The 14,114-nt window shown below is 66.4% G+C and carries 13 protein-coding genes; 3 read left to right on the forward strand and 10 right to left on the reverse strand.

Translation table 11 applies throughout. The features are described 5' to 3' along the window. Positions 1-178 precede the first annotated feature (178 nt). Complete coding sequence (locus tag U5809_RS34350) at positions 179-3,769, reverse strand: indolepyruvate ferredoxin oxidoreductase family protein (protein ID WP_322089821.1); 3,591 nt, start codon at positions 3,767-3,769, stop codon at positions 179-181. Positions 3,770-4,099: 330 nt separating this feature from the next. On the opposite strand from U5809_RS34350, the gene U5809_RS34355 reads away from it, so the two are divergent. After that, positions 4,100-4,294, forward strand: a complete 195-nt coding sequence (locus tag U5809_RS34355; RefSeq protein WP_046547411.1) for a hypothetical protein — start codon at positions 4,100-4,102, stop codon at positions 4,292-4,294. A gap of 131 nt (positions 4,295-4,425) precedes the next feature. Here U5809_RS34355 and hppD read toward each other — a convergent pair whose 3' ends face one another. Beyond that, complete coding sequence (gene hppD, locus U5809_RS34360; protein WP_176048851.1) at positions 4,426-5,523, reverse strand: 4-hydroxyphenylpyruvate dioxygenase; 1,098 nt, start codon at positions 5,521-5,523, stop codon at positions 4,426-4,428. 211 nt (positions 5,524-5,734) lie between these two features. On the opposite strand from hppD, the gene U5809_RS34365 reads away from it, so the two are divergent. After that, positions 5,735-6,259, forward strand: a complete 525-nt coding sequence (locus U5809_RS34365) for an Lrp/AsnC family transcriptional regulator (protein ID WP_059528294.1) — start codon at positions 5,735-5,737, stop codon at positions 6,257-6,259. Positions 6,260-6,316: 57 nt separating this feature from the next. Here U5809_RS34365 and U5809_RS34370 read toward each other — a convergent pair whose 3' ends face one another. From U5809_RS34370 to paaA, 8 genes are all read right to left on the reverse strand, one after another. Further along, the gene (locus U5809_RS34370) at positions 6,317-6,964 is read right to left on the reverse strand and encodes a GNAT family N-acetyltransferase (protein ID WP_322089822.1); all 648 of its coding nucleotides are present in this window, start codon (positions 6,962-6,964) and stop codon (positions 6,317-6,319) included. A 234-nt stretch (positions 6,965-7,198) separates the two neighbouring features. Next, on the reverse strand, positions 7,199-7,804 hold the full coding sequence (locus U5809_RS34375; RefSeq protein WP_006482923.1) for a TetR/AcrR family transcriptional regulator: 606 nt from the start codon (positions 7,802-7,804) through the stop codon (positions 7,199-7,201). A 16-nt stretch (positions 7,805-7,820) separates the two neighbouring features. Then, positions 7,821-8,645, reverse strand: coding sequence for a DUF1835 domain-containing protein (locus U5809_RS34380; RefSeq protein WP_322089823.1), 825 nt, complete (start codon positions 8,643-8,645; stop codon positions 7,821-7,823). Positions 8,646-8,773: 128 nt separating this feature from the next. Beyond that, the gene (gene paaE / locus U5809_RS34385) at positions 8,774-9,862 is read right to left on the reverse strand and encodes a 1,2-phenylacetyl-CoA epoxidase subunit PaaE (RefSeq protein ID WP_322089824.1); all 1,089 of its coding nucleotides are present in this window, start codon (positions 9,860-9,862) and stop codon (positions 8,774-8,776) included. Positions 9,863-9,864: 2 nt separating this feature from the next. Further along, on the reverse strand, positions 9,865-10,428 hold the full coding sequence (gene paaD, locus U5809_RS34390) for a 1,2-phenylacetyl-CoA epoxidase subunit PaaD (RefSeq protein ID WP_322089825.1): 564 nt from the start codon (positions 10,426-10,428) through the stop codon (positions 9,865-9,867). Between the two features lie 25 nt (positions 10,429-10,453). Beyond that, positions 10,454-11,257 carry a 1,2-phenylacetyl-CoA epoxidase subunit PaaC gene (paaC, locus tag U5809_RS34395; protein WP_322089826.1) on the reverse strand — a complete coding sequence of 268 codons (804 nt, stop codon included), beginning with the start codon at positions 11,255-11,257 and terminating at the stop codon, positions 10,454-10,456. A gap of 10 nt (positions 11,258-11,267) precedes the next feature. Beyond that, positions 11,268-11,552 (reverse strand): 1,2-phenylacetyl-CoA epoxidase subunit PaaB, encoded by a 285-nt coding sequence (gene paaB, locus U5809_RS34400; protein ID WP_034188015.1) that lies wholly within the window; start codon positions 11,550-11,552, stop codon positions 11,268-11,270. Positions 11,553-11,588: 36 nt separating this feature from the next. After that, positions 11,589-12,587 (reverse strand): 1,2-phenylacetyl-CoA epoxidase subunit PaaA, encoded by a 999-nt coding sequence (gene paaA, locus U5809_RS34405; RefSeq protein ID WP_176048840.1) that lies wholly within the window; start codon positions 12,585-12,587, stop codon positions 11,589-11,591. 199 nt (positions 12,588-12,786) lie between these two features. Here paaA and U5809_RS34410 point away from each other — a divergent pair, with 199 nt between their 5' ends. Continuing rightward, positions 12,787-14,052 carry an SGNH/GDSL hydrolase family protein gene (locus U5809_RS34410; protein WP_322089827.1) on the forward strand — a complete coding sequence of 422 codons (1,266 nt, stop codon included), beginning with the start codon at positions 12,787-12,789 and terminating at the stop codon, positions 14,050-14,052. The last annotated feature ends 62 nt before the right edge of the window (positions 14,053-14,114 follow it).

Genomic DNA, 14,114 nt, shown 5'->3' on the forward strand with positions numbered 1-14,114 from the left:
CGCCGCGAACGTGAACACGAAGTAAGTCCACGCCCGCGTGTGCTGCGCACAACGCGCAGCGCAATGAAAAACGCCACGGAACCTGCGTTCCGTGGCGTTTTTTTTCGCATGAACCGCGACGGGCGGTGCGGGCGGGGCGTCCTGAGCGCGAACGCCTCGCCTGCCCCGCCGCGTTTCGTTACGCGACCTGCTGGTGCGACTGGCCGCCTGCCGGCGAGCGCCACTTCGTCAGCAGCGTGTTCCACTTCTGGCGTACCGCGCGCAGGTTGTTCTCCTTCACGTGGCCGTAGCCGCGAATGCCGTCCGGCAGCGCCGCGAGTTCGAGCGCGAGCGGGCGGTTGGCCGCGTTCAGCTTGGCCATCACCTCGTCGATCAGCGCTTCGTACTCGCCGATCAGCGCGCGCTCGGTGCGACGCTCTTCGGTGCGGCCGAACGGGTCGAGCCCCGTGCCGCGCAGGAACTTCGCCTTGGCGAGCAGCCGGAACGCCGACATCATCCACGGGCCGTACGCCTTCTTCACGAGATGGCCGTGGGCGTCCGTCTTCGCGAACAGCGGCGGCGCGAGGTGGAATTTCAGCTTCCAGTCACCTTCGAACTGCGCGGTCAGGCGTGCGAGGGACGCGGGGTCGGACTGCAACCGCGCGACCTCGTATTCGTCCTTGTACGCCATCAGCTTGAACAGGTTGCGCGCGACCGCTTCGGTCAGCTGCTCCTGCATCGTGTCGCCGTCCGCCAGCGCGCGCTCGGCGGCGCGCACCTTGTCGACGAAGGCTGCATAGCGCGATGCGTACGCGGCGTTCTGGTACGCGGTGAGGAATTCCACGCGCTTCGCGATCAACGCATCGACCGCCTTCTTCGTGTGCAGCGCGATCACCGTGGCGCCTTGCGCGGGGCGTGCATCGCCGGCCGCGGCCTGCTTCACGCTGGCCAGGTCGTAGGCGGCGCGGCGGCCCCAGTCGAATGCTGCGCGGTTCTTCTCGACCGACACCGCATTCAGCTCGATCGCGCGGACGAGCGACGCGAGCGTGAGCGGCAGCCAGCCTTTCTGCCACGCGTAGCCGAGCACGAACGGGTTCGTGTAGATCGCGTCGCCGAGCAGCGCGACCGCGAAGCGGTTCGCGTCGATGAAATCGACGGCTTCACCTGCCGCCGCGCGGATGTCGTTCTCGGCGGACAAGCCGGGGAACGCCCAGTTCGGGTTCTTGATGAACTCGGCGGTCGGCGTCTGCGCGCTGTTGACGACCACGCGCGTCGTGTCGTGCCGCATCCGCGACGTGCACTCGTCGCCGGCCGTGACGATCGCGTCGCAGCCGATCACGAGGTCGGCTTCGCCCATCGCGATCCGCGTTGCGTGGATGTCGGTCGGCGCGTGCGAGATCTGCACGTGGCTCATCACGGCGCCGCCTTTTTGCGCGAGGCCGGTGACGTCGAGCACGGTCACGCCCTTGTTTTCCAGGTGCGCGGCCATCCCGAGCAGCGCGCCGATCGTGACGACGCCCGTGCCGCCGACGCCCGTGACGAGCACGCCGTATGCGCGGTCGATGTCCGGCAGCGTCGGTTCAGGGATCGGCGGCAGCGCGTTGCCGTCGACCGACACGGCCTTCGGCTTCTTCAGCTGGCCGCCTTCGACCGTGACGAAGCTCGGGCAGAAGCCCTTCACGCACGAGAAGTCCTTGTTGCAGCTCGACTGGTTGATCTGGCGCTTCGTGCCGAATTCAGTTTCCAGCGGCTCGACCGACAGGCAGTTCGACTGCACCGAGCAGTCGCCGCAGCCTTCGCACACCGCGTCGTTGATCACCACACGCTTGGCCGGATCCGGATACGTGCCGCGCTTGCGGCGGCGGCGTTTCTCGGTCGCGCAGGTCTGGTCGTAGATGAGGATCGTCGTGCCTTCGATCTCGCGCAGCTCGCGCTGCACGTCGTCGAGCTGGTCGCGGTGATGGATCGGCACGCCCGGCGCGAGCAGCGCCTTCTGGCTGTCGTACTTCTCCGGCTCGTCGGTGACGATCACGATCTTCTTCGCGCCTTCGGACGCGAGCTGGTGCGTGATCTGCGGCACCGTCAGCACGCCGTCGACCGGCTGGCCGCCCGTCATCGCGACCGCGTCGTTGTAGAGGATCTTGTAGGTGATGTTCGCCTTCGACGAGATCGCCGCGCGAACGGCCAGCAGGCCCGAGTGGAAGTAGGTGCCGTCGCCGAGGTTCGCGAATACGTGCTTCTCGTCCGTGAACGGCGCCTGGCCGATCCACGGCACGCCTTCGCCGCCCATCTGGCTGAAGGTGCTCGTGCTGCGGTCCATCCACACAGTCATGTAGTGGCAGCCGATGCCGGCGATTGCCCGCGAGCCTTCCGGCACGTTGGTCGACGTGTTGTGCGGGCAGCCCGAGCAGAACCACGGCTTGCGCTCGGTCTGCACGTGCGGCTTCGCGAGCGCCATTTCCTTCGCGTTGATCACCGCGAGCCGCGCGGCGATGCGTGCGCGCACGTCGGACGGCAGCTCGAACTTCTCGAGGCGCGTCGCGATCGCCTTCGCGATGATCGCGGGCGACAGCTCGTAGTGCGCGGGCAGCAGCCAGTTGCCCATCGGCACCGACCATTCGCCGCCGGCGCCGTCTTTCTCGTCGAACTTGCCGAACACGCGCGGCCGCTGGCCGTCCGGCCAGTTGTACAGTTCTTCCTTGATCGCGTATTCGAGGATCTGGCGCTTTTCCTCGACGACGAGGATTTCGTCGAGGCCGCGCGCGAATGCCTGCGCGCCCTGCGCTTCGAGCGGCCACACGCAGCCGACCTTGTACAGCCGGATGCCGATCCGCGCGCAGGTTTCGTCGTCGAGGCCGAGGTCGGTCAGCGCCTGGCGCACGTCGAGGTACGCCTTACCGCCCGTCATGATCCCGAAGCGCGCGTTCGGCGAATCGATCTCGATCCGGTCGAGCTTGTTCGCACGCACGTAGGCGAGCGCCGCGTACCACTTGTAGTCGAGCAGCCGCGCTTCCTGCACGAGCGGCGGGTCGGGCCAGCGGATGTTCAGGCCGCCTTCCGGCACGATGAAGTCGGTCGGCAGCACGATCTCGGTGCGATGCGGGTCGATGTCGACCGACGCCGACGATTCGACGACGTCCGTCACGCACTTGAGCGCGACCCACAGGCCCGAATAACGGCTCATCGCCCAGCCGTGCAAGCCGAAATCGAGATATTCCTGCACGTTGGACGGGAACAGCACGGGCAGCCCGCAGGCCTTGAAGATGTGTTCGGACTGGTGCGCGAGCGTCGACGATTTCGCCGCGTGGTCGTCGCCGGCGAGCACCAGCACGCCGCCGTGCTGCGACGAGCCGGCCGAGTTCGCGTGCTTGAAGACGTCGCCGGTGCGGTCGACGCCCGGGCCCTTGCCGTACCACATGCCGAACACGCCGTCGTGCTTCGCGCCGGGGTACAGGTTCACCTGCTGCGAGCCCCACACGGCGGTGGCGGCGAGATCTTCGTTGAGGCCGGGCTGGAAGACGATCTGGTGGGCCGCCAGGTGCTGCTTGGCTTTCCAGAGCGACAGATCGAGGCCGCCAAGCGGCGAGCCGCGGTAGCCGGAGATGAAGCCGGCCGTATTGAGACCGGCGGCGCGGTCGCGTTCCTGCTGGAGCATCGGCAGGCGTACGAGGGCCTGGATGCCGCTCATGTACGCGCGACCGCGTTCCAGTGTGTATTTGTCATCAAGCGTGACGGACTTCAGCGCGGCTTCTAGCGACGCGCGTTGGCCTGCGTCTAGCGGGGCATTCATTAACAGTCTCCTCCACCCAGTTTGGGATCACCAAAACTCGACTGCCTCGGGCGTCTTGTGGACGCGTCGGCAGTGGCCGGCATGTTCGCCGGTTTTAAGCGATGGTAGCACTGGGGCAAACCCGCCGGCCATCGGTTGGAATGCGGGTGAAAATGCGGCGGTGCATCGGAAAAAAGGGCGTGATGATGCGTTACATCATGTAAAAGCATGTAAAGCCGCATCCATCTGTGGGCAAGTGCCGTTAATCTTGTCGGCCTGCCGGAGGTGCCCGGTCGCGTTGGTTCGTTTCGATGCAACCGGGGAGGCGCCGGCAGTTTTACAGGAGGTGCAATGAACACACGTCATATCCAGAGTTTCCTGATCGTGTCCGCCGCGTTTTTCTCGATGACCGGCCCGGTGCACGCGCGAGGCGCGAGCGCACTGGCGGCAGCCGGCGCACAGATGCAACAGATCGTGCCGGCCCAGGACGCCGTCGCGCAGCCGTCGGCCGAGCGTGCCGTCGAGTCGAAGGCGAACGCGCGTTGATCCGGTCGCGCGGCCGGCAGGCCGCGCCGGAATGAAAAAAGGGCGGGAATCCTTGGATTCCCGCCCTTTTTCTTTGTGCTGCCGGATCGTGCGGCTGGCCGGTTGCCGGCGGCGGCCGCTTGCCGGATGCGTCAGGCCTTGTCCTGCACGACGCCGCGGCGGATCTGGTCGAGTTCGATCGATTCGAACAGCGCCTTGAAGTTGCCTTCGCCGAAGCCCTGGTTGCCCTTGCGCTGGATGATCTCGAAGAAGATCGGCCCGATCTGGTTCTCGGTGAAGATCTGCAGCAGCAGGTCGTCGCGTGCGCCGTCGATCAGGATCTTGCGCTTCTTCAGTTCGTCCAGCGATTCGCCGTGGTTCGGCACGCGGCGATCGACCAGTTCGTAATACGTGTCGATCGTGTCGAGCAGCGTCACTTCCTTGCTGCGCAGGCCGTCGACCGCCTGGTAGATGTCGCTCGCGCCGAGCGCGATGTGCTGGATCCCTTCGCCGTGATACGCGTCGAGGTATTCCTGGATCTGGCCGGCCGTTTCCGAGCCTTCCTCGTTGATCGGGATGCGGATCTTGCCGCACGGCGACGTCATCGCCTTCGACTTCACGCCCGTCACCTTGCCTTCGATGTCGAAGTAGCGCACTTCGCGGAAGTTGAACAGGCGCTCGTAGAACTCGGCCCATTCCTGCATGCGGCCGCGGTGCACGTTGTGCGTCAGGTGGTCGATGTACGTGAGGCCGTGGCCGACCGGGTTCGGGTTCGCGCCGGCGATCGGCTCGAAGTCGACGTCATAGATGCTGATGTCGCCGATCGCGCCCGGCTGCGCGCCGTTCTTGCCGCGCCAGCGGTCGACGAAGTAGATCAGCGAATCGCCGATGCCCTTGATCGCCGGGATGTTCAGCTCCATCGGGCCCGTCTTGTTGTCGAAGCCCCAGGCGCCGAGGTCGAGCGCGTGCTTGTAGGCCTTCGCGGCATCCTGCACGCGGAATGCGATCGCGCAGATCGACGGGCCGTGCAGGCGCGCGAAGCGCTGCGCGAACGAATCGGGTTCGGCGTTGATGATGAAGTTGATGTCGCCCTGGCGGTACACCGTCACGTCCTTGTGGCGGTGGCGCGCGATCGCGGTGAAACCCATCCGTTCGAACAGTTGTCCGAGCGCTTTCGGGTCCGGTGCCGTGTATTCGATGAATTCGAAGCCGTCGGTGCCGACGGGGTTGTCCCAGTTGGGGATCTGCATGTCGTGTCTCCTGTGCGGGGCGATCGGCCGGGGCGACGTGCGCCTGCCTGGCCTGTTCGATGTCGAAGGCGCACACGCGTGGGTGTGTGCGGCGAATCGGTACATGCGACAGAGTGTAGCGGGCGACCGTGAGCGAAAACTTGCGAACTTAATCGCCGGCCCCTACGATGGCGCAATTTCCAGTCTTGAAATAATCATTGGAGGGCAGAAGATGGCGCAAGCCGAATTGGATGCCATCGACCGGCGGATTCTCGCGATTCTTCAGGAGAACGGGCGCTTGTCGAACCAGGAGATCGCCGAGCGCGTGAACCTGTCGCCGAGCCCGTGCCTGCGGCGGATCCGGCGGCTCGAGGAGATCGGCGTGATCACCGGCTATGTCGCGCTGCTGAACCCGCAGAAACTCGGGCTCGACCTGCTCGCGTACGTGAGCGTGCGGCTCGAGAAGCGTGGCGGCCTGGCGCCGGTGCGGGTCGACGAGACGTCGGCGCGCGCGGGCGCGACCCATGCGGAGCTGTTCCGCGCGGCCGTGCAGACCTGGCCGGAAGTGGTCGCGTGCCACGCGATGACCGGGGACATGGATTACCTGCTGCGCGTGCAGGTCGAGGACATGGCGCATTTCTCCCGCTTCGTGCAGGAGCATTTGCTGCATCACCCGTCGGTGATCGACGTGAAGACGAGCTTCTCGCTCGAATGCTTCAAGGAGACGACGGCTTTGCCGATTCGCTCGGTGCGCTAGCGGGGAGGGGAAGGAGGGAGGCCGGGCGCGCCACGGACGCGGCCCGGCCGGCCGATGTCATGCCGTCAGCGCGGCGGGCATCAGCGATGCGATGAACTTCGTCGTGCGGTGCGCCTGGCGCTTCATCGCGTAGTCGAACACGGCGGCCTGTTCCTGCAGCATCTCGGCGATGATCGTCGAGTGGTCGGCCGGCGGCAGCGACAGGTACGCATCGGCTTCGCCGTACGCGTACTCGATCCGCATCCCGGACTTCTTCGCGATGTGCATCATCGTCGCGTTACGAGACAGGCAATGCATGTACAGCATCGTCACGCGCGTGTTGCGGCTACGGATCGCCGCGCGCTCGAACAACTTCGAGCCGACGCCGCGGCCGCGTGCGCTTTCGAGCACCGACACGCCGAATTCGGCCGTGCGCTTGTCGCCCTCGGCCGGCAGATAGGCCAGGTGGCCGACGCCGATCAGTTCGAGGTCGTGGTCGAACACGCCGAACACGGTGTCGCGACCGAAGTCGATCGTGCGAACGTAGTTCTCGATCACGTGGTCGGGCACCATTTGGCCGAAGCGCAGCAGGCGATCCTCTTCGTCGAGCGAGAGAAAGTGGGTGAGCATCTGCTCACGGTCTTTGGAAGCCAGTTCCCTGACGAGAACCGGCGCACTGCCGACCGTGCCGACAACGTCGGCAGGGCCGTTGAATTGCGTGTTCATCGTGGGTTCCTCAGTGTGTGGCTGCACAAGCGGGTTGTGCAATGCAACAGCATTTTACCCGACGGGGTTGGGGAAAACCCGTATTTGACGTTATTTGTGCCGAGGGGAAATTCTAAATCCGCTTAGTTAATTCTTTATCTATTTGATTTTTAACGGATTTAAAATTCGTCATATGAAATGCGCGACGGGCGGTCGCAGTGTCCCCGTCACGCAACGCATGCTGCTGCGCGGCAATCAGGCTGCCGTCGACAGCCCGCGTTCGATCAGGTCGATCACCTGCTCGGCGAAGTCGCGATAGCCGAGGCGGCCGCCCGGCTTCAGCCACGTGAACGTCCAGTTGATCATCCCGAACACCATCATCGTCACCGATGTCTGGTTTTCCTTCGAGATGCGGTCCGGGTACGCGCGGGCGAGCTGGCGCGTGAACGCCGCGACGATGTCGCGCTGGCGGTCGAGCACGATTTCGCGCTGCGCATCCTCGAGATACTTCACGTCGTTGAGCAGCGCGACGTGCCTGCTGTGCGACGTCTCGTACTCGGCGAGGAACGCGCGCACGAGTTCGGCGAACGCGTCGCGCTCGCTGAGGCCGCGCCGCTGGCTCGCGCCTTCCACCTCGGCGATGATCAGCATCAGCCGTTTGGTGTAGCGGTCGAGCAGGTCGAACAGGATCGCTTCCTTGCTCTCGTAATAGTGATAGAGGCGTGCCTTCGACGTGCCGCTCGCGGTCGCGAGATCGGACATCGACGTGCTCGGGTAGCTCGTCTGCGCGAATTTCTCGGCGGCCAGATCGAGGATCTGTTCGCGCTGGGATTCGTGGTCGGGCGCTCGGGTACGGGCCATGGTCGAATGCGGAAGATTAGCGGTGCGCGAGAGCCGCGCGGGCCGTGCGCACCTGCGTGGAAGAGAGGGCGTCGGGCGCGTCGTCCTGCAGCTCGAGCCGGCCGGCGGCCGCGAGCTCGCGGCAGCGCCACCAGGCGATCGAATCGCTGACGAACAGCCCGCCGCGGTCGGCGGCGGCCATGATGCTGCCGACGAGGCGTCGCGCGGGCAGCCAGTCGGCTTCCGCGCGCGAGACGATCAGCGCGTCGAGGTCGGCGTAGTGGCCGCTCTTGATCGTGTTGCTGACCCAGTAGCGCAGTTCGGCGTTCAGGTGTTTCGCCTCCTGCCATTCGAGTGCGAGGCGGCCGATGCGCAGCACCGAGATCGGCGCGGCCACCGGGCGTTTGCGCGCCAGTTCCGCGGGCGAGAACATCCCGGTCGAGCAGGCCTGGTCGGTGCGCGACAGCGCCGCGCGTTGCGTCGAGTCGAAATCGGCGGCCGACAGCCGTACCTCGTTCAGGCGCTGCGGCACATTGCGCAGGTGGTAGGCGACGCGGCGCAGCAGCAGCTTGTCGCCGACGCTCGGCGCATGCCACACGACCACCTGGCCCGACTCCATCGCGAGCAGGTCGAGACGCGCGAATTCATCCTCGATTTCCGCGTTCCAGTCGGGGATCTGGTCGCCGAGCACGTGGTGCCAGAAGGCGGCGCGCGTGTCGGGCGTCTCGTCGGCGCCCTTGAGCGGTCCGACGCCGAGATCGTCGAGCAATCCGACGACGCGCTCGTCGCGCCCGGCTTGCCCGAGTGCCTCGCGCAGCGACGCGGCGGCGGTGCCGCCCTGAATCACATGAATGGTACTCATCGGCCTGTCGTCAACAAAAGAAAACCGCCGGCCGGGCGGACGTTGCAATGTCCAGCCGGCCGGCGGCCCCTAGTGTAAGCGAGATGTGTGACGGCGAGAAACCGTTCGGCGCCGCGACGCAACGCCGCTCAACGCTCGTCGTAGCTCACGACGACCTTGTCGCTGATCGGGTGGCACTGGCACGTGAGCACGAAGCCGTCCTTCACTTCGTGCTCCTCGAGCGTGTAGTTCTTCTCCATCCGCACCTCGCCCTCGATCACCTTCGCGCGGCACGTGCAGCACACGCCGCCCTTGCACGCGTACGGCAGCGCGAGGCCTGCGCGCAGGCCGACGTCGAGCAGGCTCACGCCCTGGTACGGCAGGCGCAGCTTGCGTTTCTTGCCGTCGAGCACGATTTCGAGGTCGGCGGCTGGTGTCTGGTCGGTGATCTCGACGACCGGCGCGCCGGCTTGCGGCAGCGGCGTGCCGAAGCGCTCGACATGCACCTTCGCCTGCGGCACGCCGGCCGCCTTCAGCGCGGCTTCGGCGGCGTCCATCATCGGCGCGGGGCCGCAGATGAACGCTTCGTCGATCGCGTCGGCCGGCGTCAGCGTATCGAGGAATTCCGCGCATTTCGCCTGGTCGAGCACGCCGTTGAACAGCTCGACGTCCTGCAGGTCGTCCGACAGCACGTGATACAGGACGAAGCGGTTCATGTAGCGGTTCTTCAGGTCCTCGAGCTCCTCCGCGAACATGATCGCGTCGACGCTGCGGTTCCCGTAGATCAGCGTGAACGTGCTGCGCGGCTCGAGTTCGAGCGTCGTCTTCACGATCGCGAGCACCGGCGTGATCCCCGAGCCGCCGGAAAACGCAACGTACTGCTTGCCGTGATCGGCGTTCAGGTGCGTGAAGAACCGGCCGTCCGGCGTCATCACGTCGATCGTGTGGCCGGGTTTCAGCGAGTCGAACGCGAAGTTCGAGAAGCGGCCGCCGCGCACGCGCTTGATGCCGATGCGCAGTTCGCCGTCACGGTCGTAGTCCGTCGTGCCGACGCAGATCGAATACGAGCGGCGCGTTTCCTCGCCGTCGATGTGGGTCTTCAGCGTGACGAACTGGCCCTGCGTGAAGCGGTACGCGTCGCGCAGCTCGGGCGGCACGTCGAAGGAGACGGTCACGGCGTCGGCGGTCTCTGGCCGCACGTCGCGGATACGCAGCGGATGAAATTGCGGGGTCGCCATATTTAATAGGGTTTGAAGTAGTCGAAGGGTTCGCGGCAGTCGACGCAGCGATACAGCGCCTTGCAGGCCGTGGACGCGAATTGCGCGAGACGCTCGGTGCGGGCGGAGCCGCAGCGCGGGCAGGTGGGCGCCGCGACCGGCCGCGGCACGAAACGCACGACGTTTTCCCGCGGTGCGGCGCTGCCGCACTGGCCGACCGGCGGCGCGATGCCGTACGCGCGCAGCTTGTCGCGCGCTTCCTCCGTGATCCAGTCGGTCGTCCAGGCGGGCGCGAGCACCGTCTCGATTCGGTGCGGCGGCAGTTCGGCGGCCTGCAGCGCGGCGGCGATGTCCTCGGCGATCTGCGACATGGCCGGGCAGCCCGAGTAGGTCGGCGTGATCACGACTTCGAGCTGGCCGTCGTCCGCGCGGCGGACGTCGCGCAGGATGCCGAGCTCGCGGATCGACACGACCGGGATCTCCGGATCGGGCACGGCTTCCAGCACGTCCCACGCACGGGCGAGCAGCGGATCGTCATGGCGCACGGCGGGTGCGGCGGGGGCAAGGGCGGCGGTCTGGACGGACATCGTCGGGCTCCGTGGCGTTGGCCGGTTACCAGGTCGCGCCGGGATGCTGGCGCGCGAGGCTCTGCATTTCGGCGAGCAGGTAGCCCATGTGCTCCGAGTGCTCGCCCTGCTTGCCGGTCGTCACGTGCTTCACGGGCGCCGGCAGTGCGAGCGTCGCCTCGACGAGCGCATCGTCCACGTCAGCGCGCCACGCGGCTTCGATCGCGGCCGGTGCCGGGCCGATGCCAACGGCGGCGATCGCGTCGTCGATCGCATCGGCCGCGAAGAATTCGCGCGTGTACGGCATCAGGTAGTCGAGCGCATCCTGCGCGCGGCGGTGCGATGCGTCGGTACCGTCGCCGAGGCGCACGAGCCATTCGCGTGCGTGCTGTACGTGATAGCGGGTTTCCTTCACCGATTTCGCGGCGATCGCGGCGAGCTGCGTGTCGGTCGACGTTTCCAGCGCGCTCCATACGTGCAGCATCAGCGCCGCGTACAGGAAGTTGCGCACGATTGTCACCGCGTAGTCCTTGTCGGCGTGTGCGGTGCCGGAGACCGGGCCGTAGTGCGGCAGCTCGGCGAGCGTGAAGTTCGCGAATTCGCGCTCGGTGCGGAAGTACGCGTAGTCGTCCTCGGTCTTCGTCGCGCCGTTGAGCTGGCGCTCGAGCTCGGCCGCGTGCGTATACAGCATGCGCGACTGGCCGATGAGGTCGAGGCTCATGTTGGTGAGCGCGATGTCTTCCTCGAGGATCGGGCCGTGGCCGCACCATTCGGCGTTGCGCTGACCGAGGATCAGCGCGTTGTCCGCGAGGCGCAGCACGTAGGAGAGGTGTTCGGGCGTGATCGTCATGGCGCGGGCGTTACATGTGGTTGACTTCGTCGGGCAGCGTGTAGAACGTCGGGTGGCGGTAGATCTTGTCGCCCGCCGGCTCGAACAGCTCGGCCTTCTCGTTCGGATCCGACGCGGTGATCGCCGACGACGGCACCACCCAGATGCTCACGCCTTCCTGGCGGCGCGTGTAGACGTCGCGCGCCATGCGCAGCGCCATCGTCGCGTCGGCGGCGTGCAGGCTGCCGCAATGCTTGTGGTCGAGGCCCTGCTTGCTGCGCACGAACACTTCCCAGATCGGCCATTCCTTGTTCATCACTTTCTCCTGATTCCTGAATTCGAGTGTTGCCGCTCAGGCGGCGTGCTGTTCGGCGCGAGCCTGGCGCTTCGCTTCGTGCGCGAGCGCGGCTTCACGTACCCAGGCGCCGTCGTCGTGTGCTTTCACGCGGGTCGCGAGGCGTTCCTTGTTGCACGGGCCGTCGCCGTTGACCACGCGCCAGAATTCGTCCCAGTCGATCGTGCCGTAGTCGTGATGGCCGCGTGCTTCGTTCCATTTCAGGTCGGGGTCGGGCAGCGTCACGCCGAGCACCTTCGCCTGATCGACCGTTGCGTCGACGAATTTCTGGCGCAGGTCGTCGTTCGAGATCCGCTTGATGCCCCATTTGGCGGACTGGCTGCTGTGGACCGAATCCGCGTCGCTCGGGCCGAACATCATCAGCACCGGCCACCACCAGCGGTCCACGGCTTGCTGGACCATCGCGCGCTGCGCGTCGGTACCCTTCATCATCGACAGCAGCGCATCGAAACCCTGGCGCTGGTGGAACGACTCTTCCTTGCACACGCGGATCATCGCGCGTGCGTACGGGCCGTACGTGCAGCGGCACAGCGGGATCTGGTTCATGATCGCGGCGCCGTCGACAAGCCAGCCGATCACGCCGACATCGGCCCAGGTCGGCGTCGGATAGTTGAAGATGCTCGAATATTTCGCCTTGCCGGCGTGCAGTGCGTCGATCAGCGAATCGCGCGACACGCCGAGCGTTTCGGCCGCGCTATACAGATAGAGGCCGTGGCCGGCTTCGTCCTGGACCTTCGCGAGCAGGATCGCCTTGCGCTTCAGGCTCGGCGCGCGCGAGATCCAGTTGCCTTCCGGCAGCATGCCGACGACTTCCGAATGCGCGTGCTGCGAGATCTGGCGCACCAGCGTCTTGCGATAGGCGTCGGGCATCCAGTCCTGTGGTTCGATCTTGCCGTCGGCTGCCATCACCGCGTCGAACCGCGCCTGCTCGGGCGACTCGGCTGCGGCGTCGAGCGGCGCGACGTTGCCGGGGATGTCGAGGGATTGCGTGTACATGGCGAGATTCTCGTCCGGTTGAATGTGTGCGAAGTATAAACCAACCGACCGGTCGGTTAATAAATTTCTTATGGATTTGCAGCGAGACTCGGGTAAACGAGGGACGTCGGGGCGCGATCGGGCGGCGCAAGCGCGGTCCCGCACGTGAGTCTCGCGCCTTCTGCGGCACAATGCCCGCTTTCCGATGAGGATTTTGCCGATGTCATTCCGAAGCAGTTTCGCCGCGGCCATGTTGGGTGCGGCCGTTTTCGTGTCGCCGCTCGTGGCGTCGGCCGCGCCGGCCGGATGGGTTGCCGCGTGGGCAACCGCGCTGCAGCCGATTCCCGACCTTGCCGTGCCGCCGCCGCTTTACCGCGCGCCCGACGTGGCCGGGCGGACCGTGCGTCAGATCGTGTATCCGACGGTGTCGGGGCGCGCCGCGCGGATTCGCGTCAGCAATGCCTACGGCCGCGCGCCGCTGGTCGTCGAGGCCGCGAGCCTCGCGCGTGCCGGTGAGGGCGCGGCGCTTGCCGGCGGCGCGGCCGTGCCGGTCCGGTTCGGCGGCAAGTCATCGGTGACGCTCGCGCCGGGCCAGGAGCTCGAAAGCGATCCGGTGGCCATCGACGTGATGGCTGCGCAGCCTTATGCGATCAGTCTCCAGATGGGGCCGAACCAGCGGATGACGGTCTGGCACCGCGTGTCGAACCAGTTCAACTATGTGTCCGTACCGGGCGATCACGTGAGCGATCCGGGCGCCGCCGCGTTCCGCACTCGCTTTACGCAATACGCATGGGTGTCCGAGCTGGCTGTCGAAGCCGGTACCGCGCACGCCAGTGTCGCTGCGATCGGCGACTCGATCACCGACGGGCTGCGCTCCAGCGTGAACCGGAACCGCCGCTGGCCCGACGCGCTGGCGCGCCGGCTGACGGCGTCGGGAGCCGATTCGGTCGGCGTCGTGAATCTGGGTATCAGCGGGAACCGGCTGCTCAGCGATTCCGCGTGCTACGGCACGTCGCTGGCGTCGCGGTTCGAACGCGATGCGCTGTCGCGTGCGGGCGTGAAGGTGGCGGTCGTGCTGATCGGCATCAACGACATCAACTTCGCGGCGATGCCGCCGCGCGCGGGGCTCGATTGCGACCACCCGCATACGCAGGTCACGGCCGCGTCGCTGATCGACGGTTATCGCCGGCTGATCGAGGCGGCGCACCGCCAGGGCGTGAAGGTATACGGCGCGACGCTCACGCCGGCTGCGTTGCAGGCCGGGCGCGAAGCGATCCGGCTCGAGGTGAACCGGTGGATCCGGAGTGGCGGCGGCTTCGACGGCGTGGTCGACTTCGACGCAGTGCTGCGCGACCCGGCGCGTCCGGGCGTGCTGCAGCGCCGATACGATAGCGGCGACGGTATTCACCCGAGCGACGCCGGCTATACGGCGATGGCCGACGCGGTGCCGGTTGAGCAGTTGCAGGCTGCGGCGAATGGCAAGTGATGCCTCTCTATATATAAAGGGAAGCGTTGCCGGCGGCGTGGAGGTTAGCGGCGTCAGGTCGT

Origin of the sequence: Burkholderia sp. BCC1999, from assembly GCF_905339975.1 — a bacterium.
Taxonomy (GTDB): Bacteria; Pseudomonadota; Gammaproteobacteria; order Burkholderiales; family Burkholderiaceae; genus Burkholderia.